The 24,957-nt window shown below is 71.1% G+C and carries 20 protein-coding genes; 3 read left to right on the forward strand and 17 right to left on the reverse strand.

What is annotated here, in order from left to right; genetic code table 11:
• Positions 1 to 10 precede the first annotated feature (10 nt).
• Complete coding sequence (locus IZR02_RS12790; RefSeq protein WP_217316490.1) at positions 11 to 2,803, forward strand: hypothetical protein; 2,793 nt, start codon at positions 11 to 13, stop codon at positions 2,801 to 2,803.
• Between the two features lie 63 nt (positions 2,804 to 2,866).
• On the opposite strand, the gene poxB is transcribed toward IZR02_RS12790, so the two are convergent.
• The 8 genes from poxB to gabT form a co-directional block, all read right to left on the reverse strand.
• On the reverse strand, positions 2,867 to 4,591 hold the full coding sequence (gene poxB, locus IZR02_RS12795) for a ubiquinone-dependent pyruvate dehydrogenase (protein WP_025102342.1): 1,725 nt from the start codon (positions 4,589 to 4,591) through the stop codon (positions 2,867 to 2,869).
• 40 nt (positions 4,592 to 4,631) lie between these two features.
• Positions 4,632 to 5,069: a pyridoxamine 5'-phosphate oxidase family protein gene (locus tag IZR02_RS12800; RefSeq protein ID WP_025102343.1), complete on the reverse strand. Its 438-nt coding sequence runs from the start codon at positions 5,067 to 5,069 to the stop codon at positions 4,632 to 4,634.
• Positions 5,070 to 5,191: 122 nt separating this feature from the next.
• A complete protein-coding gene (locus IZR02_RS12805) occupies positions 5,192 to 6,556 on the reverse strand; it encodes an NAD-dependent succinate-semialdehyde dehydrogenase (RefSeq protein ID WP_062765093.1) in 1,365 nt (454 codons plus the stop codon).
• 25 nt (positions 6,557 to 6,581) lie between these two features.
• A complete protein-coding gene (locus IZR02_RS12810) occupies positions 6,582 to 8,048 on the reverse strand; it encodes an NAD-dependent succinate-semialdehyde dehydrogenase (protein ID WP_060923240.1) in 1,467 nt (488 codons plus the stop codon).
• Between the two features lie 14 nt (positions 8,049 to 8,062).
• The gene (locus IZR02_RS12815) at positions 8,063 to 9,619 is read right to left on the reverse strand and encodes an APC family permease (protein WP_062765097.1); all 1,557 of its coding nucleotides are present in this window, start codon (positions 9,617 to 9,619) and stop codon (positions 8,063 to 8,065) included.
• Positions 9,619 to 10,503 carry a universal stress protein gene (locus IZR02_RS12820; protein ID WP_062765100.1) on the reverse strand — a complete coding sequence of 295 codons (885 nt, stop codon included), beginning with the start codon at positions 10,501 to 10,503 and terminating at the stop codon, positions 9,619 to 9,621. Before IZR02_RS12820 ends, IZR02_RS12815 begins: the two co-directional genes overlap by 1 nt.
• Entirely contained in the window at positions 10,503 to 11,885 is a 1,383-nt protein-coding gene (locus IZR02_RS12825) for a flavin monoamine oxidase family protein (RefSeq protein ID WP_062765104.1), read from the reverse strand. Before IZR02_RS12825 ends, IZR02_RS12820 begins: the two co-directional genes overlap by 1 nt.
• Before the next feature lie 91 nt (positions 11,886 to 11,976).
• Positions 11,977 to 13,338 carry a 4-aminobutyrate--2-oxoglutarate transaminase gene (gene gabT / locus IZR02_RS12830; RefSeq protein ID WP_062633027.1) on the reverse strand — a complete coding sequence of 454 codons (1,362 nt, stop codon included), beginning with the start codon at positions 13,336 to 13,338 and terminating at the stop codon, positions 11,977 to 11,979.
• Positions 13,339 to 13,431: 93 nt separating this feature from the next.
• On the opposite strand from gabT, the gene IZR02_RS12835 reads away from it, so the two are divergent.
• Positions 13,432 to 14,940, forward strand: a complete 1,509-nt coding sequence (locus IZR02_RS12835) for a PucR family transcriptional regulator (RefSeq protein WP_217316491.1) — start codon at positions 13,432 to 13,434, stop codon at positions 14,938 to 14,940.
• Between the two features lie 330 nt (positions 14,941 to 15,270).
• Here IZR02_RS12835 and IZR02_RS12840 read toward each other — a convergent pair whose 3' ends face one another.
• Both IZR02_RS12840 and IZR02_RS12845 read right to left on the reverse strand, forming a co-directional pair.
• On the reverse strand, positions 15,271 to 15,660 hold the full coding sequence (locus IZR02_RS12840) for a riboflavin kinase (RefSeq protein WP_062765112.1): 390 nt from the start codon (positions 15,658 to 15,660) through the stop codon (positions 15,271 to 15,273).
• Positions 15,657 to 16,166 (reverse strand): flavin reductase family protein, encoded by a 510-nt coding sequence (locus tag IZR02_RS12845; protein WP_060923367.1) that lies wholly within the window; start codon positions 16,164 to 16,166, stop codon positions 15,657 to 15,659. Before IZR02_RS12845 ends, IZR02_RS12840 begins: the two co-directional genes overlap by 4 nt.
• Positions 16,167 to 16,269: 103 nt before the next feature.
• Between IZR02_RS12845 and IZR02_RS12850 the strand changes: the two genes are divergently transcribed.
• On the forward strand, positions 16,270 to 16,872 hold the full coding sequence (locus tag IZR02_RS12850) for a PadR family transcriptional regulator (protein ID WP_085606337.1): 603 nt from the start codon (positions 16,270 to 16,272) through the stop codon (positions 16,870 to 16,872).
• A gap of 31 nt (positions 16,873 to 16,903) precedes the next feature.
• Here IZR02_RS12850 and IZR02_RS12855 read toward each other — a convergent pair whose 3' ends face one another.
• From IZR02_RS12855 to IZR02_RS12885, 7 genes are all read right to left on the reverse strand, one after another.
• Positions 16,904 to 17,788 (reverse strand): ribokinase, encoded by an 885-nt coding sequence (locus IZR02_RS12855; RefSeq protein ID WP_217316492.1) that lies wholly within the window; start codon positions 17,786 to 17,788, stop codon positions 16,904 to 16,906.
• Positions 17,781 to 19,160 (reverse strand): NtaA/DmoA family FMN-dependent monooxygenase, encoded by a 1,380-nt coding sequence (locus IZR02_RS12860; protein ID WP_062765121.1) that lies wholly within the window; start codon positions 19,158 to 19,160, stop codon positions 17,781 to 17,783. The genes IZR02_RS12855 and IZR02_RS12860 overlap by 8 nt, the downstream gene beginning before the upstream one ends.
• Before the next feature lie 110 nt (positions 19,161 to 19,270).
• Complete coding sequence (locus IZR02_RS12865; RefSeq protein ID WP_062765124.1) at positions 19,271 to 20,119, reverse strand: ABC transporter permease; 849 nt, start codon at positions 20,117 to 20,119, stop codon at positions 19,271 to 19,273.
• Positions 20,112 to 20,909 (reverse strand): ABC transporter ATP-binding protein, encoded by a 798-nt coding sequence (locus IZR02_RS12870; protein WP_029989074.1) that lies wholly within the window; start codon positions 20,907 to 20,909, stop codon positions 20,112 to 20,114. Before IZR02_RS12870 ends, IZR02_RS12865 begins: the two co-directional genes overlap by 8 nt.
• Positions 20,909 to 22,012 carry an ABC transporter substrate-binding protein gene (locus IZR02_RS12875; protein WP_254385362.1) on the reverse strand — a complete coding sequence of 368 codons (1,104 nt, stop codon included), beginning with the start codon at positions 22,010 to 22,012 and terminating at the stop codon, positions 20,909 to 20,911. The genes IZR02_RS12870 and IZR02_RS12875 overlap by 1 nt, the downstream gene beginning before the upstream one ends.
• Before the next feature lie 190 nt (positions 22,013 to 22,202).
• Positions 22,203 to 23,327: a DUF6226 family protein gene (locus IZR02_RS12880; protein ID WP_217316494.1), complete on the reverse strand. Its 1,125-nt coding sequence runs from the start codon at positions 23,325 to 23,327 to the stop codon at positions 22,203 to 22,205.
• Positions 23,328 to 23,349: 22 nt separating this feature from the next.
• Positions 23,350 to 24,795: a helix-turn-helix transcriptional regulator gene (locus tag IZR02_RS12885; RefSeq protein ID WP_217316495.1), complete on the reverse strand. Its 1,446-nt coding sequence runs from the start codon at positions 24,793 to 24,795 to the stop codon at positions 23,350 to 23,352.
• Between the last annotated feature and the right edge of the window lie 162 nt (positions 24,796 to 24,957).

Raw genomic sequence — 24,957 nt, forward strand, 5'->3', positions numbered from 1 at the left:
AGGGCCTTCCATGGCACGTCCGAAGAAGCGCTTCCAGCAGCTCATCGAGGAGATCGACCGCACCCCGTGGGGTCCGGCGGAGCAGGCCCTCGTGGCGGAGGCCGTCGCGCTGGCCATCGAGATCGGCGACGAACGGCTGGAGTACGAGGCCCGCATGCGCCAGACCGCCTCGGCGAACATGGTCGGGGCCACCGACGTCATGCTCAACTCGTTCGCCTGGTGCCTCGCGCATCACGACGCCGACCCGCAGCGGTTCCCCGCCGACCTCGACAACGGCGGGGCCGACCTCATGTGGCAGTTCAAGTGGATGGCGTCATCCCTGCGCTCCTCCCCCGCCTTCTCGCAGGAGCAGATCGCCGCGGTGCTCGATGACATGGAGGCGCACTACCGCGCCGCAGGTCTCGGCCTCAGCGGCGTGCTGACCGCACGTTTCGAGGACGCCTGGGACGCGGGCCGGTTCGACGCCGCCGAAGCCCTGCGCGTGCAGCTCGAGGCCACGCCGCGCGACGAGCACAGCCACTGCGACGCGTGCAGCCGCAGCCAGTTCGCAGGATTCTTCGCGGAGACCGATCGCGACGCCGAGGCCATCCGCCTCGTCGAGGAGATGATCGAAGGCGGCTTCTCCTGCGGCGAGGAGCCGGAGCATGCGCTCTCCCGCGTCCTCCTCCCGTACCTCCGCGCCGGCCGCACGGAGGAGGCGAAGACCGCGCACCTGCGCAGCTACCGCCTGGCGAAGGACAACCCGGACAACCTGCGCATCGTGGCCAACAACATCGTGTTCGCCGCGATCACCGGCAACGAGGCGCGGGCGCTGGCCCTGATCGAGAAGCACATCGCGTGGCTGGCCCACGATGGCCTCAACGTCGACGCGCACTTCGCCGCCCTCACCGCCTTCGCGGTCGCTCTCGACCGCGTCACCGCTGCCGGACACGGCGACACCCCGGTCCGCGGCGCCGACGCCCCGGCGCTCGTGCCGCTGCTGGGCACGCACGACGGCCCGTGGAGCGCCGCCGAGCTCGCCGCGACCGCCTGGTCGACGGCCGAGCGCATCGGCGCACAGTTCGACGAGCGGGACGGCACCGACGGCCACGCCCGCAGCCTCGCCCGGATGCGCGCTCTCGCCGACGAGAGCTACGACGTCCCGATCCGCTCCGACGCGTTCGTCGCCCCCGCGCCGGCCACGACCCCGACCGACCCGGACGGCTGGTTCGAGCGGGCGATGCAGCTCGCGCAGTTCGGCGCCGAGCAGGAGACCCTCGCCGCGCTCCCGCACGCCCTGGAAGTCGACGACGCCGCCAAGCGCGCGCAGCTCCTGTCGATGCACCTCGGCATCCTCGTCGCACTCGATCGCGTGGACGAGGCCGAGCGGCTCCTCCCCGAGCGGATCGCCGCGCTGCGGGCCGCCGGGAACGACGCGCAGGCCGACCTCGAGGAGCGGCTCGGACTGGCGACCTTCGGCCTGCACACCGACGAGACCATGGCGGCGCTCGAAGAGGAGCTGGCCCAAGCCGACCGTCTTCCCGCGTGGTCGCGCGGTGACCTGGCGATCAGCCGCGCGTCGCTGCACCTCCGGGCGGAGGAGCCGGACGCGGCGCTGGACCTCGCCGAGCTCGCCGCGCGCTCGTTCGCGGAGGCCGAGGACACCCGGCTGTCCAACACCACGACCCTCGTGGCGATCGGCGCCGTGCTGAGCAAGGGCGACCTCGAAGCCGGTCGCACGCTCCTCGACCGCTTCCTCTCCCAGGAGGACGTGTCCGCCGGACACCGGGCCCATGCGCTGCAGACCCGGGCCCGCGTGCGCGGCGGCACGGGTGCGTACCAGGACGGGGCCGTCGACGCCGACGAGGTGTGCCGGCTGCTCGCCGAACTCGGCGCCACCCGCGCTCTCGCCGAGGCCCATGTACTCGCGGGCGCGCTCTGGGAGGACGCCGAGGAGCCCGAGAAGGCCGTCGCCCGCTACCGTCTGGCCGCTCGGCTGCAGGATGACAGCGATCGCACCGGCGTCGACTTCCGGCTGGCCAGGGCGATGCTCCGCGCGGGAGACGCCGAGGAGGCAGCCGAGCTCTTCGGCGACGTGCTCCAGCGCGAGGAGAACGCCGAGACCCCTGCGGGTTCGCGCGCCATGACCGCCTCCCTCCTGGCGAGGTCGCTCGCCGAGTCCGGAGAGTACGGACAGGCGGTCGGCGCGCACGGCTACGCGGCCGAGCTGTTCGGACAGGCGGAGGCCCACGCCGACCAGGCCATGGCCATGACGGAGCAGGCGAAGATCCTCGCCCGCTTCGAGGAGCACGACGACGCGGTGCGGCTGCTGGAGGGCGCTGCAGACATCGTGCGGCGTGCCCCCGAGGCCGTCGGCGCGCTGTCCGAGGTGCTGCACAGCCTCGGCCAGGCCTATGCAGGCCGGGGTGACGAGCGCGCCTTCCCCCTCTTCGACGAGGTCGCGGCACTCGCCCAGGAGCACGAAGCCGGCTGGCTGCTCGCCGACGTGACCGACTCCCGCGGCCGCGCGCTGGCCCAGCTGGGCCGGATCGACGAGGCCGTCGCCGCTGCTCTCACCGCCGCCGACGGCTTCGCCGCGCTGGGCGATCAGGGCGCCGCCGGAAGCTCGGAACTGTTCGCGGGCCGGGTGCTCGCGGGGAACGACCGCCCGGCCGATGCCGTGCCGGTGTACCGGAGCGCCCTGGAGCATGCCGAGGGCTTCCCGCCGCTGCGTCAGGTCGCGGCGCTGGAGCTCGGCGACGTGCTGGAGGCGCTGGGGCGGCACGCCGAGGCCGCAGAGGTCAGGGCTCTCGTCGAGAGCTGACGCGACACCGGCGCGGGATCCGGAGGGGATCCCGCGCCGATGCGGATGCGGCGGAGGGCCGTGTTAGAAGAGCTGACGCCAGTTCGCCCGCGCGAGGTCGAGCAGTTCGTCTCCGCGACCCGACATGACCGTGCGGATCGCGTAGAGCGCGAAGCCCTTGACCTGCGCGGCCTCGATCGCGGGCGGCATGGACAGCTCCTGCCGCTCGGTCACGACGTCGAGCAGCGCGGGACCGTCGTGCGCGAGGACCTCGCGGACCGCCTCCGGCAGATCTTCGCTGCGCTCCACACGACGGGCGAAGATCCCCATGGCCTCGGCGATCGCGGCGAAGCTGGGGTTGTCCAGCCCGGTGCCGTAGGTGACGAAGCCGGCGGCCTTCATCTCCAGCTCCACGAAGTTCAGCGACGAGTTGTTCACCACGATCGTCTTGACCGGGAGCCCATTCTGGGTGAGCGTGAGCAGCTCGCCGAGCATCATCGCGAGACCGCCGTCGCCGGCGAGCGCCACGACCTGACGGTCCGGATGCGCGACCTGCGCGCCGATCCCGTGCATCAGGGCGTTCGCCATCGAGCCGTGCGTGAACGATCCGATCAGCCGGCGCCCCTCGGTCATGGACAGGTAGCGCGCGGCCCAGACGGTCGGCGACCCCACGTCGGCGGTGAAGATCGCATCGTCGGCGGCGTACTCGTCGAGCAGTCGGGCGAGGTACTGCGGGTGGATGGGGCGCGTGCCCTTGGCCGGCACCGCGAGCTCGTCGAGCTTCTTCCGCGTCTTCCGGTAGTGGGCGACGGCGTCGTCGAGGTGGCCGCGGTCGTCCTTCCGCGCGAGGCGAGGCAGCAGCGCTTCGGCGGTGGCCTTCACGTCACCGACGAGACCGAGGTCGAGCGGGTGGCGCTTGCCGAGCTGGGACCCGCGGATGTCGACCTGGATGGTGGTCGCGTGATCCGGGTAGAACTGCTCGTACGGGAAGTCGCTGCCGAGGACGAGGAGCGTGTCGGCCGCCTCCATGGCGCGGTAGCCGGACGCGAAGCCGAGCAGTCCCGTCATGCCGACGTCGAAGGGGTTGTCGTACTCGATGAACTCCTTGCCGCGCAGCGCGTGGACGATGGGGGCACCGAGCGCGTCGGCGAGCGCGATCACCTCGTCGTGCGCCCCCTCGACGCCGGCCCCGGCGAGGATGGTGACCTTCTTGGCCGCGTTCAGCATGGTCGCTGCCTTCTCCAGCTCCGGGCCGCTGGGCTGGATCAGCGGGCGGGTGCGCTCGATCACCACGGCGCGGTCGTCCGCGATCTCGGACAGCGCCACGTCGCCGGGGATCACGAGGACGGCGACGCCGCGCTGCTCGATGGCCGCGCGCATCGCGATCTCCATCAGCCGCGGCATCTGCGACGGGTCAGCGACGTATTCGACGTACACGCTGCACTCGCGGAACAGCTCCTGCGGGTGCGTCTCCTGGAAGTACCCGGTACCGATCTCGACGGTCGGGATGTGCGCGGCGATGGCGAGCACCGGCACGCGAGAGCGCTGCGCGTCGTACAGGCCGTTGATGAGGTGCAGGTTGCCGGGGCCGCACGAGCCCGCCACGACGGCGAGGTCTCCGGTGGTGCCGGCGTCGGCCGCGGCGGCGAAGGCGGCGGACTCCTCGTGGCGCACGTGCACCCAGCGGATCCGGCCGTCCTTGCGGAGGGCGTCCGTGAGACCGTTCAGGGAGTCGCCCGGGATGCCGTAGACCCGGTCGACTCCGTTGGCGTTCAGAGTCTTGACGATGTTCTCAGCGACGTTGGCCATACCCCGACCCTACGCCCGCCGAGGCCTCCCCGGGCCGGGCTCAGTACTCCTGCGGACCGTCCCGGTCGGGCTCGGGATCGCGCTGGAACGCGCGGCCGGACACCGATGCCGGGGCGATGCGCACGTACACCCGCTTGTCGGTCGGGATCCACGGGCGCAGACCCGCCGCCTCCGCCCGCTCGATGTCGGCGTCGGTCTCCAGTGCCTCGGCACGCCCGCGCACGATGACGCTCCACGCCGCAGTGTCGGTGTGGTCGTCGACCTCGAAGAGCACGTCGGCGTTGACCGTCAGCTCGAACAGCTTGCTCCCGGGGGCCGTGCGGAACAGGAGTCCTTCGCCGTCGACGGCGTAGTTCACGGGGAAGATGTCGATGGTCTCGCCGACCCTGGTGACGAGCCGCCCGAGCTCCTGGCTGCGCAGGTGCTCCCAGCTCTGCTCCGCGGTGAGGGACTGGACCGGATCCGTGTGCGCGCTCATGCCGCCATTGTGCCTCGTCCGTCTTCGACGCGCACCCCGTCGACCCGGCCCCTCTCGTGCGAGCGGCCCCCTTGCGTGCGCACGCAAGGGGGCCGCTCGGCCGCAAGGGGGTGGGTCGACGGTCAGCCGATGCGGATCAGCTTCTTGTTGACGAACTCGTCGGCGGCCAGGTGGCCGAGCTCGCGGGCCGTGCCGCTGCGCTTGATGCCGCCGAACGGGAGCTCGGGGCTGTCGGCGAGCACGAGGTTCACGTAGACCATGCCCGCCTCGATCCGGTCGGCCACCCGCTCCGCCTGCGCCTCGTCCGTCGTGAAGACGTAGGAGCCGAGACCGAACGTGGTGTCGTTGGCCAGCGCGACCGCCGCGTCCTCGTCCGCGACGCGGTACACGACGGCTGCGGGGCCGAACAGCTCCTCGCGGTAGACGTCCATCTCCGGGGTCACGTCGGCGAGCACGGTCGGTGCGAAGAACGCCCCGTCGCGCGTGCCGCCCGTGAGGAGGGTCGCGCCCTGGGCCACGGCGGTGTCGATCTGCTTCTGCAGGTTCTCCGCCGCCGCCTCCGACGAGACCGGACCGAGGACCGTGTCGTCCAGCGTGGGATCGGTCGCCTCGACGGCCGCCATCGCCGCAGTGAACTTCTCCACGAACGCGTCGTAGAGCTCGTCGACGATGATGAAGCGCTTGGCGCCGTTGCAGGCCTGGCCGTTGTTGTCGAGGCGCGCATCCACACCCGCCTGCACGGTGGCGTCGAGGTCGTCGGTGGAGAGCACGATGAACGGGTCGGACCCGCCGAGCTCCAGCGCGACCTTCTTGAGGTTGCGCCCGGCGACCTCGGCGACCGCGGCGCCGGCGCGCTCGGAGCCGGTCAGCGACACGCCCTGCACCCGCCAGTCCGCGATCATCGCCGCGATCTGGTCGTTCGTGGCGAGCACGTTCTGGTACGCGCCCTTCGGGAAGCCCGCGTCGTGGTAGATCGCCTCGATCGCGCTCGACGACTCCGGGCACTGCGGCGCGGGCTTGAGGAGGATCGTGTTGCCGACGATCAGGTTCGGCGCGGCGAAGCGCACGATCTGGTACGCCGGGAAGTTCCACGGCATGATGCCCACGAGCGGTCCCAGCGAGGAGCGGCGGATGATCGCCGAACCCTCCCCGAGGATCTTGATGGGCTGGTCGGCCATGATGTCCTCGGCCTGGTCCGCGTAGTACTCCGCGATGTCGGCGGCGAAGTCGACCTCGCCGAGTGCGGCCTCCCGCGGCTTGCCCATCTCGCGCACGAAGATGTCGGCCAGCTCCTCGCGGCGCTCCCGGTGGAGCTCGGCCGCGCGACGCAGCAGCGCGGCACGGTCGGCGACCGTGGTGGAGCGTGACCACTCGCGGTGCGCCTCGTCGGCGGCCGCGACGGCCTCCTCGATCTGGGCGTCGGTGAACGTGTCGTACGACGCCAGGGTCTCGCCGGTGGCGGGGTTGACGACGGCGTAGTCGGTCATGTGTCTCCTCCTCTTGCCGTGCCGGTCAGGAGACCGGGATCAGCGTGTACTTGGTGGACAGGTACTCGTGGATGCCCTCGAAGCCGCCCTCGCGACCGACGCCGGACTGCTTGACGCCGCCGAAAGGAGCCGCCGCGTTGGAGACGACACCCACGTTCAGACCCATCATGCCGGTCTCCAGCGCGTCGATCATCCGCTGACCGCGCTGCAGGTTCTCGGTGAAGACGTAGGAGACCAGGCCGTACTCGGTGTCGTTGGCGAGGCGCACGGCCTCGTCCTCGGTCTCGAAGGTCGCGATCGCGAGCACCGGGCCGAAGATCTCCTCGCGGAGGATCGCGGATCCGGGGACGACGTCGGTGAGGACCGTGGGCTCGTAGAACGTGCCGGTGCCCTCGAGCGCCTTGCCGCCCGCGAGCAGGGTCGCGCCGCGCTCGACGGCGTCGTCCACGAGCTCGCCGGCCTTGGCCACCGCGTCCTCGTCGATGAGCGGGCCGATCGCCACGCCCTCCTCCGTGCCGCGGCCGATCTTCATGCCGTTGACACGCTCGGTGACGCGCTTGGCGAACTCGCCCGCGACGTCCTTGTGCACGATGAAGCGGTTCGCCGCCGTGCAGGCCTGACCGATGTTGCGGAACTTCGCGGCGAGTGCGCCGTCCACGGCCTTGTCGAGGTCCGCGTCGTCGAACACGACGAACGGCGCGTTGCCGCCGAGCTCCATCGAGACCCGCAGCACGCCCTCCGCCGCCTGCGCGATGAGCTTGCGGCCGACCTCGGTCGACCCGGTGAAGGACAGCTTGCGCAGGCGCGGGTCGGCGATGATCGGCGCGGACAGGGCGCTCGACTTCGAGGTCTGCACGACGTTGACGACGCCCTTCGGCAGACCGGCCTCCTCGAGCAGTGTCGTGAAGAAGATGGTCGTGAGCGGCGTGAGTGCCGGGGGCTTGATCACGACGGTGCAGCCGGCGGCGAGGGCCGGCGCGATCTTGCGCGTGGCCATCGCGAACGGGAAGTTCCACGGCGTCACGAAGAACGACGGGCCGACCGGGCGCTGCGACACGATCATGTGACCGGTGCCCTCGGGGTTGAGGCCGTAGCGGCCGCTGATGCGCACGGCCTCCTCGCTGAACCAGCGGAGGAACTCGCCGCCGTACGCGACCTCGCCGCGGGCCTCGGCGAGGGGCTTGCCCATCTCGAGCGTCATCAGCAGCGCGAGGTCCTCCTTGCGCTCCTGCACGAGGTCGAACGCCCGGCGCAGGATCTCGCCGCGCACGCGCGGCGCCGTCGCGGCCCACTCGTCCTGCGCGGCGACGGCCGCGTCGAGCGCCCGGATGCCGTCCGCGGGGGTGGCGTCGGCGATCGTGCGGATCACCTGGTTGGTCGAGGGGTCCTTGACGTCGAAGGTCGCGCCGGTCTCCCCCTCGATCCACTCCCCGCCGATGAAGAGGCCGGTGGGGATGCTGTCGAGCAGCGCCTGCTCGTTCTGAGTGCTCATGGATTCTCTCTCTTTCAGACGGACGTGGGACGACGGCGGCGGCTGGGCGGAGCGTCCATACCCAGCGTCTCACCGCGGAAGAAGGCGGGGCGGCGGATGGCGTTCCAGATCATCACGGCGATGCCGACGACGATGATGAGGATGCCGAGGATGAAGACGATCCCGATGCCGCCGATCTCCGACCCGGAGCCGTAAGCAGGGTCCATGGAGTCGATCAGCGTGGTGAAGAACAGGATCGCCAGGATGATGCCGCCCACCAGCGGGAACAGGAAGGTGAAGAAGACGTTCCGCGCCGAGTCGAACCACTGCTTGCGGAAGTACCAGACGCAGGCGAACGCGGTGATCCCGTAGTAGAAGCAGATCATCATGCCGAGCGTGAGGATCGTGTCCCACAGCGTGTCCTCGCTGACCACGCGCATCACGGCGTAGAACGCGGAGGCCACGATGGCCGACACGATCGTAGCGTAGCCCGGGGTGAAGAACCGCGGGCTCACCTTCGCGAACGACTTCGGGAGCGCACCGTAGTGGCCCATCGCGAGCAGGGTACGGGCCGGACCGACGAACGTCGACTGCAGCGACGACGCCGAGCTCGTGAGCACCGCGAGGGAGACGAGGAACGCGAGCGGACCGAGGATCGGTCCGGAGAGGTGGAAGAACACGTTCTCCTGGATGTCGCCGTTGCCGAGGCCGAGCTCTCCGGTGCCGACGCCCGCGAACATGATCATCGCGACGGCGAGGAGCAGGTACAGCGAGACGATCGTGAGCACCGTGACGGTCGCCGCGCGACCCGGGGTCTTCTCCGGGTCCTTCGTCTCCTCGTTCATGGTGAGGGTGACGTCCCAGCCCCAGAAGATGAAGATCGACAGCGACAGACCCGCGGCGACGGCGCTGAACGACGAGATCGCGAACGGGTTGAACCAGTTGAGGTCGAACGGCTGGTAGTCGAAGCCATTGCCGCCCACGGCCTGCACGATCGCGGCGACCGCGAAGAACACGAGCACGAGGATCTGGAATCCGACCAGCCAGTACTGCAGCTTCTGCGTGGTCTGCATGTCGCGGTACGACACCCACGTCGCGCCGAGCATGAAGAGCAGGCAGACGCCGATGTTGATCCAGGTCACGCCGGCGAGATCAGCGATCTCCGGATTGCCCGTGATCTGCGACAGCAGCAGGAACAAGAAGTCGACCGCGACGCCGGCGAGGTTGGAGAGCACGAGGATCGTGGCGACCACGAGGCCCCAGCCGGCCATCCAGCCCACCCACGGTCCGAACGCCCTGGCGGCCCAGGTGAAGGACGTACCGGAGTCGGGCATGCGGTTGTTGAGCTCGCGGTAGCCGAAGGCCACGAGGAGCATCGGGATGAAGCCGACGAGGATGATTGCCGGGATCTGCGCGCCGACCTCGGATGCGGTGGGGCCGACGGCGGCCGTGAAGGTGTAGGCGGGGGCGATGCACGAGATGCCGATCACGACGGCGCCGATCAGGCCGACGGTGCCGGCGCTCAGGCCCTTCGTCGAGATTCCGGTCGTGACGCCGGATGCGGGCTCCGTCGCCCGGTTGGTGCTGCTCATCAGCGGTCTCCTGCTTCATCGCGGGTACGCGGGACGACGATCATGGGGACGGGCAGCTCGTGCAGCATCTTCGCCGCCGTGGAGCCCAGGAAGAGTCGGCGCGGCTGCGCCAGCCGGCTGGAGCCGACGAGCACGACCTCACCGGGGAGCCAGGAGAGCCCGGCGACGGCGTCCTCCACCGTCTCGCCGGGGGCCTCCTCGACGACGGCACCGAGACCGTCCGGCAGCCGCTCGGCGGCCACGGCCAGCACCTTGTGCGCGTGCTCGCTGCCGGCGAGGCGGATGGCGCCCGTGTCGAGCCCCGGCGGCACGTCGAACGGCACGAGGGACACCAGGCGCAGGCTCACCTCGGCGGCGCCGGCGAGGGCCACGGCCTGGTCGAGCACGCCCTCCGCGCCGGGACGGGTGCCGACGGCGACGGTGACGCGCGGGAGCACGTGGTCGTCCTGCTGCGCGAGACCGGACGGCGCGAGAGCCACCGGGATCGGCGAGGAGTGCAGCAGCTCCGATGCCACGCTGCCCAGGCGGTGCCGACCGAAGAGGCCCCCGCCGGCCGTGCCGATCACGATGACGCTGGCGTCGAACTCCTCACCGGCGGCGATGAGGCCCTCGGCGAACGACTCCGAAAAGCGCACGTGGCCGCTGCGCACGAGCTCCTGCGGCAGGCGCACGACCGCGTCCTGCAGCCAGCTCCGGGCCTGCTTCCGGATGACGTCCTCGTAGGCGCGCTCCGGCGGTACGGCGGCGCTCCGGGTGCCCTCGGTCGGCAGCACGATCACGAGGTGCAGGGTCGCCCCGATGCTGCGCGCCAGTCGCGCGCCCAGCGCCGCCGCGTCGGCCCCCGCATCCGTCGCCGTGTAGCCGACGACGACCGAGCCGGTCATCAGCCGATGCTCTCGGGAGCGCCGGTCTCGCGACGGGCGTCGACGATGTTCGCCGCGACGAGGTGGCCCATGCGGATCGCCCCGTCGACGTGCTGGTACCCCGCTCCGGCCATGTCGCTGCAGGCGAAGTGGATCGGTCCGACCGGCGTGCGCAGGTCGGCGCCGTAGCGGTGCAGTCCGCCGAGGTCGAAGCTCGCGGCGTACGCGCCGCGGGTCCACTCCTCGCTGCCCCAGTCGCTCTCGTAGTAGACGATGGGGTTCTTGGCCTCGGGACCGTAGTAGTGCGAGAGCGACTCGAGGATGCGCTCCTTGCGCTCCTCGGCCGACAGCTCGAACACGCCGTCGGCGTTCGCGTCGGACACGAAGCCGACCAGGGTGCCGCGCTCGTCGCCGTGGTTGGTGTTGTCGTACGCCTCGTGCGAGAGCTCGTACGGGCTGAACGCCGTACCGCTCAGGCCCTGCTCGCGCCAGAACGGGCGGTCGTAGACCGCGTGCACCTTGATGACGAAGCCCATCGACAGGTGCTGGTGCAGCTGGTGCTGGCGACGCGGCAGCGGCGGGACGAAGGAGATGCGGTTGTAGAGGATGGGGGCGTGCGCGAGGATCGCGTACCGCGCCCGGACCGTGAGGTCGTCGGTGGTCGCCACGACCCCGTCATCCGACCACTCCAGGCTGCGGACGGGCTGGTTCAGCAGCACGTCGTCGCCCAGGCGCTCGGCGAGGCGCAGCGGCACCTGCTGCAGACCGCCGACGACGCGCTTGTCGAGGATGAAGTCGGCGTCGACGAGGTTCGAGTAGGAGCCGGCCGAGGCGGCCATGAGCAGCGACTGCAGCAGCGAGAAGGCGTGGGTCGGCTTGGTCAGCATCGCCGAGCCGGTCGCGAAGGCGAGGTTGCGCACCGCCTCGTCGTCGTCGGTCTGCGAGCGCAGCCAGGCGTCCCAGGAGATGGAGTCCCACTCGGCCGCGTTCGGGTGCTCCCACGGGCGGTCCGGGTCGATCTCGGCGACGAGGGCGTCGAGGATGCCGGTGATACGGGCGATCACGGCCTCGGTCTCCGCCGACACCGGGAACATCTCGCCCGTGAAGCGATGGGCCTTCCCGTCCGGGCCGACGTAGACGCTGTCACCCTCGCGGTACCGGCTGTAGGTCTCGAGCCCCAGCTCCTCGATCGTGTCCTTGAGGGCGTCCTGGTCGGGCGAGACCCACTGGCCGCCGATCTCCAGCATGGCGCCGTCGATCACGTCGGTCCACAGCCGGCCGCCCACGCGGTCGCGGGCCTCCAGCACGGCGACCGACAGTCCGGCCTTCCGCAGGTCGTTGGCCGCCGTGAGCCCTGCGGCTCCGGCGCCCACGATCAGCACGTCGCGGGTGATCTCAGCCATCTGCAACTCCTTCGTCGTCGGGGGATGCGGGGGAAGAAGTACCGGTCGCGTCCCGAAATCCCCCGATCCGGGGACGCGACCGGACAGTGTGTCAGGCGCCAGCGAGCGCCTCGGCCACGACGTCGAGGCCCTCGTTCAGCAGCTCGTCGCCGATGGACAGCGGCGGGAGGAAGCGGATGACGTTGCCGTACGTGCCGCAGGTGAGGACGATGACGCCCTGAGCGATGCACGCCTTGGCCACGGCGGCCGTGAGCGCGGCGTCCGGAGCCTTGGTCTCCGGGTCCACGAACTCGGCCGCGACCATCGCGCCGTGACCGCGGACGTCGCCGATGCGGGCGTCCTCGGCCTGGAGGGCGGTGAGGCGGCCGATGAGGATCTCGCCGATCTCGCGGGCCCGCTCGATGACGCCGTCGTTCTCGAACACGTCGATCGCAGCCAGCGCCGCGGCACAGGCGATCGGGTTGCCGCCGTAGGTGCCGCCGAGGCCGCCGGAGTGCGAGGCGTCCATGATCTCGGCGCGACCGGTCACGGCCGCGAGCGGCAGCCCGCCCGCGATGCCCTTGGCGGTGGTGATGAGGTCGGGCTCGATGCCGAAGATCTCGCTGGCGAACATGTGCCCCGTGCGGGCGAAGCCGGTCTGCACCTCGTCGGCGATGAAGACGACGCCGTTCGCGCGGCACCAGTCGACGATCGCGGGGAGGAAGCCGTCGGCGGGGACGATGAAGCCCCCCTCGCCCTGGATGGGCTCGATGATGACGGCCGCGAGGTTGTCGGCGCCGATCTGCTTCTCGAGCTGGAGGATCACGCGGGCCGCGGCCTCGCCGCCCTCGAGTCCGTCGCGGAACGGGTAGGACATCGGCGCGCGGTAGACCTCGGGGGCGAACGGGCCGAAGCCGCTCTTGTAGGGCATCGACTTCGCGGTCAGCGCCATGGTGAGGTTCGTCCGGCCGTGGTAGCCGTGGTCGAACGCGACGACGGCCTGGCGTCCGGTGTGCTTGCGGGCGATCTTGATCGCGTTCTCGACGGCCTCGGCGCCGGAGTTGAACAGGGCGCTCTTCTTGGCGAAGTCTCCGGGGGTGACGCGGTTGAGCGCCTCGGCGACGCCGACGTACGACTCGTACGGCGAGATCATGAAGCAGGTGTGCGTGAACTGCGCGGCCTGCGCGGCGACGGCCGCGGCGACCTTGGGGTGCGCGTTGCCCACCGTGGTCACCGCGATGCCGGAGCCGAGGTCGATGAGCGAGTTGCCGTCGGCGTCGACGACCACCCCTCCCCCGGCCGCGACGGCGGCGACGGGCACGGTGTGTCCGACGCCGGCGGCGACCGCGTCCGCCTTGCGGGCGAGGACCTCGGCCGACCGCGGGCCGGGGAGTTCCGTGACGAGGCGACGCTCCTGCGGGAGGTCGGGGCCGCCGAGGGGGACTGCGGGTGCTGCGGTGTCGAGGAGAGCCATGTCGCGAGCGTACGGCGGCAGCGGAGACGCACGCATTCGCCGGGTCGTACAATCGGAGAATTGATTTCGCCGTCTCGTACAACCGGAGATCGCATGGCCCCCACCGATCCGCCCACGCTGTCCGCCCTGCTGCGGCGCCGTGATCTGGACCTGCGCCTCGTCTCCGCCGCCACCGACCTGCCGGACGGCGCACTCGACCGGCCGCTGCGCTGGGTGCACAGCTCGGATCTCGCGGACCCGACGCCCTTCCTCGCGGAAGACCTGGTGCTCCTGACCACGGGTACCCAGTTCGACGACGCGGACGCCATCCCGCCCTACGTCGTGCGCCTCGCCGAGCGCGGGGTGCTGGGGCTCGGGTTCGGCACCGACGTGCATCGCTCGGGAACGCCGGAGGAGTTGATCGCGGCGTGCGCCGACCAGGGCATTCCGCTGTTCGAGGTGCCGTACCGCACGCCGTTCATCGCCGTGGCCCGCGCGCACTCCGAGGCGATCGCGGCGCAGGCCTACGCCCGGCGCACCTGGGCGCTCGACACCCAGCGCGCCCTGGCCCTCGCCGCGCTCCGACCGCGGGGGCTGGACGCCATCGTCACCGAGCTCGGCCGTCGTCTCGGCGCCTGGGCCGGCATGTTCGACGCGGCGGGCGACCTGCTCGTCGCCCACCCCCGCGATGCGTTCTCGACGACTGTCCGGGAAGAGCTCGGGACGCGGGTCCAGGAGATCCTCGACCGCGGACTCGAGGCGGGGCAGTCCCTCACCCTCGAGGCGCACACCTTCATGCTCTTCACGGTGGGCCGGGGCGGGCACCTGCGCGGCGTCCTCGCCGTGGAGGCCGACGCCCTCGACCAGGAGGCCAGGGCCGTCGTCACGTCGGTCATCGCGATGGCCGGACTCGCGCGGGAGCAGAGCGAGCAGCTCACCCGCGGCCGTCGCCGCCTGCACACGCAGCTGCTGCGCTCGCTCCTGGGCGACGACCCCGGTCTCGCGCGCCGGGTGCTCGGGAGCCTCCCGCCCGCCCCCGTGGTGGTCGCCGTGACGGGAGACGCGCCGGCGGAGCCGCTCCTCGACTGGTGGGAGCGCCGGCGCCTCGACCACGGCACTCCCGCGTTCCTCGCCGATTCCGAGGACGGCGTCGTCATCTGCATCTCCGCGACCGAGGAGCCGCTTCTCGACGATGTGGCCGCCCGCTTCACCGCCCGCGTCGGCGTCTCCGCTCCGGAGGGGTACGACGCCTTCTCCCGGGCGCACGCGCAGGCGCTCGTCGCGCTCCGTCAGCCCGGCACGAGCGGCGCCGTCCGGTACGCCGACACGGTCGGGTCGAGCCTGCTCACCGCTCTGGCCACGGATGAGGCCCGGCTCGTCGCGGAGTCGCGGCTCGCCCCGCTCCGGGAACACGACGCCGCCCACGGCACCGCGCTCGAACACGCGCTGCGCACCTGGCTCGACCACGATGCGCGAGCCGAGCAGGCCGCGGCCGCCCTGGGCATCCACAGGCACACCCTCCGCTCCCGGGTTTCCCATGCCGGCGCCCTCCTCGGGGTCGACCTGACGACCTTCCCCGCCCGGGCCGAGGTGTGGGCCCTCCTGCAGACCGCCCGCGACTGACCCGGCCCCTTCCGTCCCGGCCTCTCCCCTCTCCCCCGCGACGCTTGCACGACCTCGCCACGTATGCACGACGGATCGCCCCGATGAGTCGTGCACCCGGACCGGGATCGTGCCGCCGGAACCGGTCGGCCCAAGACGGGGTCCGGGGTCGTGTCGGTCAGCAGAATCTGCCGCGACCGACCCGGCCCCATCGGTGCCCACCTCTCCCGCGACACCTGCACGACCTCGCCGCGTATGCACGACGGATCGGCCCGATGAGTCGTGCACCCGGACCGGGATCGTGCCGCCGGAACCCGGAACTCGAACCACGAAACCGGAGTCGGATCGGTGTCAGCGGGCGAGGAGCCGCCGGGAGGCGGCGACATCCGCGGCGGTGCGAGCGACGAGCTCCTCGACCCCATCGAAACGGAGGGTCGACCGGAGCAGCGCGACGAGCTCAACCGACAGCCGCTGTCCGTAGAGGTCGCGGTCGACGTCGTGCAGGTGCACCTCGAGTCGCCGCGCCCGGTCGCCGCAGAACGTCGGGTTGGCCCCGACGCTCGCCGTCGCCTCCCACCGCCGGTCGTCATCGGGCAGCCGCGCCCAGGCCGCGTAGATGCCGTCGTCGGGCAGCAGCCGCTCGGGCAGGGCGAGGTTCGCGGTCGGGAAGCCGAGCAGTCGCCCGCGGCCGTCGCCGGGGACGACGAGGCCGGAGAGCACCGGGAGCGCCGGTCCGGTCACACGTCTGCGGCGGGCGAGATCGCGCGGTAGCGGCTCTGGTGGAACACGAGCGGCTCGACGTCGTCGAAGAGCGTCACGTCCTGGATCTCGTAGAGCGCGATCTCGTGGTCGCCGCCGTCGAACGTGCTGTGCAGGCGGCAGGTGAGCCAGAGCGCGGCGTCGTCGATCAACACGGCCCCGCCCTCCGAGCGATGCCAGGCATGGCCGCCGAACCGGTCCCCTTCGCGCGCGGACAGCGAGCGGCTGAGCGGCTCGTGGTGCGCCGCGAGGACGCTCATCCCCAGCTCCGGGACGGCTCGGAGCACCGGCCAGGTCTTCGAGGTGCGGGCGGCACTCACCGCGACGAGGGCGGGTTCCAGTGAGATCGAGGTGAAGGAGTTGACCGCCATGCCGACGGCTCGATCGTCGACGTGCGCGGCGAGCGCGACCACACCGGTCGGATAGACGGAGAAGGCGCGACGGAGAGCGCGGTCCCGCGGCAGGGCGTCGGTCACGGCAGTGGTCATCACGAAGTCCTTTCGTTAGTCAACTTTGACTAGTTTGAATCATATGCATTTTTGACCATGCAAACAACAGGTTTCGCGACACCGAGCCGTTAGCATGAAGCACATGTCGACCACCCGCCTCGTCGTCCTCGGCGCTGTCAAGCAGTTCCAGCCCGTTCACGGCTACTTCCTCCGCCGCGAGCTCATGACCTGGCACGTCGACGAATGGGCGCACATCCAGCCCGGTTCGATCTACAACGCCCTCCGCGCACTCGAGGTCGACGGCTACGTGGCGGAGAGCGGCACCGAGACCGAGGGCAAGCGCCCGGCGCGCACCACCTACCGCATCACCCCGGCCGGCGAGGTGGAGCTGCAGCGCATGCTGCGCGAGAACCTGTGGAACGTCGCGGCATTCGACACGCAGGCGATCATGACCGTGGCCTCGTTCATGTTCGTGCTCAGCCGGCAGGAGGTCATCGCCGGCCTCGAGCACCGCCTCATCAAGAGCGATGCCATCATCACGCAGAACGGCTTCGACGTGCAGGACACGCTGCGCTCGGAGACGACCCCGGAGTACGTCCGCGAGATCTTCGACCTCTCCACCGCCCGGCTCACGGCCGAGAAGCAGTGGCTCCTGGCACTGCTGGAGCGGCTGCGCGCCGGGGCGTACACGTTCGCCGGCGAGACGGCGGAGACGACGGAGGCGGAACCCGCTCCCCCGCGCTGACCCCGGAAGGCGCACGCAGGGCGCACGCGACTCAGCGCCCGGCCACCAGAGCCTCCAGGGCCGCCACGGACAGCGCCGGAGTGGTCGCCCCGCGGTGCCGGGCGACGATCGCCCCCGCGGCACAGGCGCGCACGAGAGCGTGCTCGATGTCCTGGCCCTGGGCGAGGCCGGCGGCGAGGGCACCGCAGAAGGCGTCCCCGGCCCCCGTCGTATCGACGGCGTCGATGCGGAAGGCCGCTACGTGCGCACCGGGCTGTCCCAGCCGATGCAGCGTCACCCCCGCGGCCCCCTCCGTGAGCACGACAGCTCCGGCACCCGCCCTGAGGAGCCGCTCGACGCCGCCGAGCTCCGCGCACTCGGTCTCGTTCACGACCAGCACGTCCACCTCCGGCAGCAGCGCGACCGCCGCCTCGTGCGCGGGGGCGGCGTTGAGGATCGTGCGCACCCCCGCACCCCGGGCGGCCACGAGGGCGGCGGCGACCGCGGCGAACGGCACCTCGAGTTGAGCGAGCACCACAGCCGCTCCGGCGATCCCGGCCACGGCGTCCTCCGGAGTGAGCTCGCCGTTCGCCCCCGCCGCCACGAGGATGCTGTTGTCGCCGTCGTCGAAGGCCAGCACATGCGCGACCCCGGTCGGCGCGGACGCGGAGCGGCGGAGCACGGCGTCCACGCCCGCCTCCGTCAGCGCCGCCTCCAGCACGGCCCCCGCCTCGTCCGCTCCGACGACACCGCAGAACCGCGTCGAGGCTCCCGTGCGCGCCGCCGCGACGGCCTGATTGAGGCCCTTGCCACCGGGGAAGCGTCCCCCGGCACGACCGAGCAGCGTCTCTCCGACGCGGGGTGGGCGCGAGACCTCGACCACGAGATCGAGGTTCGCGCTCCCCACGACGGCGACGCCGGCGAGGGTCTCAGACACGGGCCATCGTCCGCCGGAACGACGAACCCACGTGGGACTCGGCGAGCGCGGGCGTCGGGGTGCCCATCAGCCGTTCCCGCAGCGACTCCGGCTCGGCGGCGGGGTCGCTGATCGCCCCGCGCTCTTTGAGGATCGGCAGCACGTGCTCGATGAAGTCGGCGGTCGAGGCCGGCGGGATCACCGGGGCGAAGAGGAAGCCGTCGAGATCGGCGCCGTCGGCGAGCTCCATCATCCGGTCCGCCACCTGCTCCGGCGTGCCCACGATGGGCCGGGCGCCGACCCCGTGCGCGTGCCAGTCGCCCAGCACGTCGCCCACCGTCTTGTCGGCGAAGCGGGCGACCTGCGTCTGCGAGAGCTCGGTGCTGAGCTCGGACATCGGGGTGCTCGGGTCGTACGACGACAGGTCGAGCCCGGTGAACCAGGCGTAGGACGCCACGGTGACCTGGGGGTTCTGCGCGTCGGCGACCTCCGCGTACGTGCGGCGCGCCTCCTCCTCGGTGCTTCCGACGACCGCGGCGAACGCCGACATGATCTTCACCTCGTGCGCGCCACGGCCGTTCTTCACCGCCTCCTCACGGATCGCCGAGGAGTGCGCACGGAGCTGCTCGACCGAGCCGCTCCCCACGAAGATCGCCTCGCCGTGCCTGCCGCCGAACTCGCGGCCGGCGGGCGACGCCCCGGCCTGGAACAGCACCGGCGTGCCCTGCGGCGAGCGCTGCGTGTTGCCGTAGCCGTGCGAGCGGAAGTAGGGCCCGTCGTGCGCGATGCGGTGCACCTTGGCCGGGTCGGCGAAACGGCCCGCCTTGTCGCGCTCCAGCGCCCCCTCCTCCCAGGCCTCCTCCCACAGCTTGTAGACGACCTGCATGAAGTCGTCCGCCATCAGGTAGCGCTCGTCGTGCCCGACCATCGGCACACCGAAGCCCTGCACCGCGGTGTCGGCGGTGCCGGTGGTGACGACGTTCCAGCCGATCCGGCCGCCGGACAGGATGTCGAGGGTGGCCAGGCGCCGGGCGAAGGAGTAGGGAGGCTCGAGCAGGGTCGACCCGGTGGCGACGAGGCCGAGGCGGGTGGTCTCCGGGATGAGCGCGGCGAGGATGATCGCCGGGTCGAGCCGCGGCAGGTCCAGGCCCTCGACCGAGCAGATGTCCGGGCGCTCGCCGGCGACGTCGGCCCAGCCCCACGCATCGGCGAGGAAGAGGAAGTCGAAGCCCGCGTCCTCGACCAGGCGCGCGGTGTCGCGCCAGTAGTCGAGCTTGTCGAACAGGTAGCGCCGGTTGTCGGGGTGGCGCCAGGTCGCGGTGCCGGAGTCGTTGGCCTGGGCGTTCTCGAAGAGTCCGAGCCGCAGGGTCTTCACGGGGTGCTGAGCGGTCATGGCGGATGCCTTCCTGGGAGTGGGGGATGGTGTCGTTCGGAGTTTCCGGGCACGCCGGGGGAACCCGGGGGCGCAGGGGTCGCGCCCCCGGGACCGGGGGGGTGGTGAGCTCAGCCCTTCGCGGTGACCTCGCCGTCGCTCCACCACAGGACGCGCCGGCGCACGACCGCGAGAAGCACGATGAGGAGCACCCCGAGCAGACAGAGCAGGGCGATGCTCGCCCAGGTCACGGGCAGGTTCGCCTGCGCAGCCGAGGTGGTGACGAGGGAGCCGAGACCGGCCTGCTGCCCTGCCGCGACGAACTCGGCCACGGCCGCGCCGACCACGGCGAGGGGCAGAGCGATCCGCAGACCGGCGAACACGTACGGCATGCTGCCGGGGAACCGCAGCTCGCGGAAGATCTCCCACCGCGAGGCGTGCAGCGTCGTGAACACGTCGAGCGCCTTCTGGTCCACGTCGCGGAGGCCCGCGAGCGAGTTCACGAGCATCGGGAAGAACACCACGAGGCCGGTGACGATGAACTTCGGCACCATGCCGAACCCGAAGGCGACGACGAGCGCCGGAGCGATCGCGACGATCGGCGTCACCATCACGATGATGACCAACGGCATGACGGCGCGCTCGATGATCTGGAACTCGGCCATCACGACCGCCAGGAGGAAGCCCGCGAGGATGCCGGCGGAGGCTCCGACGACGACCTCGAGCAGCGTCACGAGGAAGTTGGACCAGTACATGCCGGCGTCCTCGACGAGGCTGGCGCCGATGGCCTCCAGCGTCGGGAGGACGTACGGGTTGGTCCACGCCACGATCTGCCAGAGCAGGGCCGCGATCACGAACGTGATCAGGGTCGGGACCCAGGAACCCCAGCGGAGCCACCCGGGGATGCCGCGTCGGGGCTGCGCCTTCAGCCGGGCGGTGGCGAGGGTCGCGGTGGTGTCTCTCATCGTCAGCTCAGACATGGGCCTTCTCCGTCTGCGCGCGCAGCGCACCGCGCACGACTGCCTCCAGGTCGCGGAACTCGTCCGTCGCGTACGCCTCCTCGGTCCGCGGCCGCGGGAGGTTCACATCGATCACCTCGGCGATGCGTCCGGGGTGGGCGGCCATGACCACGATGCGGTCGGACAGCATGATCGCCTCCGGCACCGAGTGCGTCACGAACATCACGGCCTTGCGGTTCGACTGCCAGAAGTCCAGCAGGGCGATGCGCTGCAGGTCGCGGTTCATCTCGTCGAGGGCCGAGAACGGCTCGTCCATCAGCATGATGGCCGGATCGAACACGAAGGCCCTGGCGATCGCGGCGCGCTGCTGCATGCCGCCGGAGAGCTGCCCGGGGTACTTCTTCAACGCATGGCCGAGACCGAACGTCGACAGCAGCTCGGCCGGGTCACGGAGGGCGCGGTCGCCGTTGGCCCCGCGGTTGATCCGCACGGGGAGCTCGACGTTCTCGCGGACCGTCTTCCACGGCAGCAGCGCCGGGGACTGCGGGACGAGACCGATCTTCTTGTCGCGGGAGGCCGCCGTGACGCTCTCGCCGTCGATCGTGACGGTGCCGGAGTCGGCGTCGAGGAGTCCGGCGACCACCTTGAGCAGCGTGGACTTGCCGCATCCGCTGGGGCCGATCACCGACACGAACTCGCCCATGCCGATCGTGAGGCTCACGTCGTCGAGCACGGTCACCTGGGCTCCGTCGACGCCGAAGGCCTTCGAGACGTTCCTGACCTCGACGCCCGCCCCCTGTGCCGCGGTCATCACTTCTCCGCCCAGATGAGGGTGTCGCCGTCGTACAGGTCGGCCACGAGATCCGGGTCCATCATGTCGGCGATGGCGGGGAGGTCCTTGACATCGCCGTACTCCTGCACGATCTCGTACTCCGGCTGCCACATGTCTGCCGTCTGCACGCCGGGGTTGCCGCCCGCGCTCTCGCGCACCCAGGCCGACTCGACCTCCCACGTGCGGGCGAGCTGATCGCGCGGGAACGCCGCGCCCTGACCGTTCTCCTCCGCGAGGGCCGCCAGCATGTCGATGCACTCGTCCGCCTCGTCGAGGCAGAACTGCAGGGCCTTGAGGCTCGCGCGCATGAAGTCGGCCGCGACCTCGCGGTGCTCGTCGAGGAAGCGCGAGTTCACCTCCATGACGTTGTACGTGCCCTCGACGCCGAGGTCGGCGGGCAGGAACTCGCTGAACGGGAGGTCCTGCGCCTTGAGGGTCTGCGGCTGGTTGGAGGCGTAGCCGACGATCGCGTCGACCTGCTCGCGCACGACGACGGTCGGGTCGTAGTTGGTCATCTTCACCATCTCGACCTTCGAGACGTCGACGCCGGCCTCGTCGAGCATGGCCGAGGCGATGGGCGTGAGGTTGATGAAGTACCCCAGCGAGCCGCCTTCGAGGTCGGTGAGGTCGGTGAGCTTCTCATTGCCGAAGATCGAGAACGGCGGGGTCGTGCCGTACGTCGCGACCGCGGTGAGGTTCTTGCTGTTCGCCGCGGCGAGCATCACGTCGGAGGCGGAGCCGAGCGCGGTGAACTGCGCCTGCCCCGAGGCGACGAGCTGCTGCCCGTTCGCGCCGGAGGCGTTGATCTCCACGTCGAGGCAGAGGTCGTCGAAGTAGCCCAGCTCCTTCGCCAGGAACACGTCGAGCTGCCCGGCGCTGGCGGAGTAGCCGTAGCCGGAGATGTAGGTGATGGTGCCGGCATCCTGGTTGCGCTGGCAGGCGTCGCTGCCGCCCGCGCTCGTGGCAGCGGTATCGCCGCCGGGCGCCGGCGAGGAGCATGCTCCGAGCGTCAGCGTGGCGGCGAGAACGCACGTCAGGGTGGCAGTGGTGCGGAATCGGGTTTCCGCAGAGGAAGTAGCCATGAGGGTCCCTTCTCGGCCGTTCGTCATTGATGGCTCGATGAAAGTAACATAGTCAATCTTGACTAAGCAAGATCAAACTAACTTCTCCTGCACGATCCGGCGACGGATGCACGATTCACCCGCCCCTCGGGTCGTGCACGCGGAACACCGTCGTGCAGGCGGGGCGGAGGTGGGCCGGGGTGGCGCGGGGTCAGGCGGGGGTCGAGCGGAGGGGCCAGGCGGGCCACCAGCCGTCGTCGAGCCCGCGCAGCAGGACGGCCGCGCGCTCTCGCGCCTCCGCGGGCGCCTCCGGGGCGGGGCCTGAGCTGCTCTCCCGCCGCTCGCCGTCCGGTGACCGGACCTCCGTATACAGCCACGCACGGTGACCGACGGGGTACTTCTCCCGGAAGCCGCCAGCGGCGATCGACAGCACGATCCGCTCCAGCTCGTCCGCCGCGGTCTCGGCGGTCTCATCGCACGCATCGCAGATGCACGACGGCACGATCGCGTGGAAGAGGGCGCCGGCCTCGACGCAGACGGAGGGAACGGCCGGCGTGATCGCGATCTGCGCACCGCGCGCCGGTTCGAGCACGATGCGCTCCGTCCCGTCCTCCCCCGACTCTCGCCGCACATCGACCTCGTACTCGCGGGAAAGGTGCTCGACGAGCGCGTCGACCACGAGGGAGAGCGGTGCGAAGCGCTCCGGGTGGGACTCCCGGGAGTACGACTCCTCCGGCGCGATGCCGTCGGGCCAGCGGTGTCCGTAGCGGATGACCTCGCCGTTCTCGTCATGGAAGTCCAGCAGCGGGAGAGCAGGCCGGACGTACGCGCGCGCCGGGACGACGACCGCGGGAGCGGAATCCTCCGCGGACAGCGCCCTCATCTCCTCGTCGTCGATGTCGTCCTGGTCCCACGACGCGAGCATCTGCAGGAACGCATCCCGCTGGTCGGGCTGCTGCACCATCCCCTGCACGAGACCCGTGACCGGGATCGAGAGGGTGTGGGTCCCGATCTCCGGCTCGCTCGTCATCCGCCATGTCGCGGCGGGGTGCACGACCGCGATGACGTTCCCCACGAACCGCGCCGCCGCCGTGGCCAGCGTCTCGCTCTCGAGCACCTCAGGATGACCGGCGACGAAGTCCCACGTCGCCCCGAGATCGACGGCGAGCACTGCGGAGTCGGCCCCCTGGCCCCGCGCGAACTCGGCGAAGGGCTCGAAGCCGTCGACGAAGCGGACCGGCCCCGGAGCGTCCGGCTGCGGGGGCATCCACAGGATCGCGGCAGCACCCGCCTCGGGCATCGGGCCGAAGGGACCGGGGAAGACAGCACTGCTCATCGACCGAGCGTACCGAGTGGGATCACCGGGGCGCGTGGGACTCCAGGAACTCGTACACGTCGGTGGTGTCCACGCCCGGGAAGGCTCCCGTGGGCAGAGTCGCCAGCAGCGTGCGCGGGGTCTTCACGTTGGGCCAGGAGTTCTCGCGCCACCGCTCCTCCAGGTCGGCGGGAGCCCGACGGCAGCACACCTCGACCGAGTGCTTCGAGACGCCGCGGTGCGGGGTGTCCCTGCCCACGAACCACCTCGTGTCGTCGAACCGTACCCCCACGCTCACCGAGTGCAGGCCCTCGCTCGACGCCTCCACGCGGGCGGTGCACCAGTAGGTGCCGTTGCCGGTGTCGGTGTACTGATAGTACGGGTTGAAGCGGTCATCCTCGTCGAAGACCACCCGGGAGGTCCACCGGCGACAGCACATCTGCCCCTCGATGGCGCCGAGGCGGTCGGTCGGGAAGTTCACGTCGTCGTTCTCGTACGCCTTGGTGATCGTGCCCGACTCGTGCACCTTGAGGAAGTGGACGGGGATGTCGAGGTGCCGCGTGGCGAGGTTCGTGAACCGGTGCGCCGCCGTCTCGTACGACACCGAGTACGCATCCCGGAGGTCTTCGATGGAGATCGCGCGCCGCTGCTTCGCGTCCTTCAGGGCGGGGACGACGTCGGCCTCCGGCATCAGCAGCGCGCCGGTGAGGTAGTTCGTCTCCACCCGCTGACGGAGGAATTCGGCGTAGCTGCGCGGCTCGGCGTGCCCCAGGATGCGGCTCGACAGCGCCTGCAGCACCGCGGTGCGCGCATCGCCCTTCGCCGGCACGCTGCTCGACAGGTACAGCCGGCCGTTGGCGAGGTCGGCGACGCTGCGGGTGGTCTGCGGCAGATCGGGCGCGTAGTGGAGGGTGAAGCCGAGGTGCGCCGCGATCTCGGACGCGGTGCGCTGGGTCAGCGGTCCGCCGGGATGGCCGACGGCCGCGAGGATCTCGGCCGCCTTCGCCTCGAGGTCGGCGAAGTGGTTGTCCTGGCGGCGCATCAAATGTCGGAGCTCCACGTTGGCACGCCGGGCCTCCTCGGGCGTCGCGGCGCGCTCGTCCTTCAGCCGGTCGATCTCACCCTGCAGGGCGAGCAGCGCCTTCAGGGCCTCCGTGGGCACGCTCTTGGCGATGCGGAACGGCGCGATGCCCAGCGCCTGGAACGTCTGCCCCTTCATCGCGCGCTCCAGGGCGATCTCGATCGCGCTGCGCTCGTCGAGCGGCTCCCCGGAAAGCAGCGCGTCGATGGTCACCCCGAGCGCGCGGGCGATGGCCTGCAACTGCGTGAGCTTCGGCTCGCGCTTGCCCGTCTCGATCATCGACAGCTGGCTCGGCGCCCGATCGACCGCGGCGGCGAGCTCCTCGAGCGTCAGGCCCCGTGCTGTGCGCAGCTGGCGGATGCGTCGGCCGACGGTGAGGGCGTCGGTGTCTTCCGCGGTGTCGTCCATGTCGGCTCCTCTCAGCCCGCCGTCCGCGTCGGTGCGGGATCGGGAACGCTCCGCGCGAGGCCGTGCCGGGATCCTTTTTGATCTCGCCAGGCCGGGCGAGCGGGGCGTGAGCGCTGAGTCTGTCACGAAAACAGAAAATCGCGCAAACTTCTCCTCGATTCG

This window comes from Microbacterium paraoxydans (assembly GCF_019056515.1).
Taxonomy (GTDB): Bacteria; Actinomycetota; Actinomycetes; order Actinomycetales; family Microbacteriaceae; genus Microbacterium.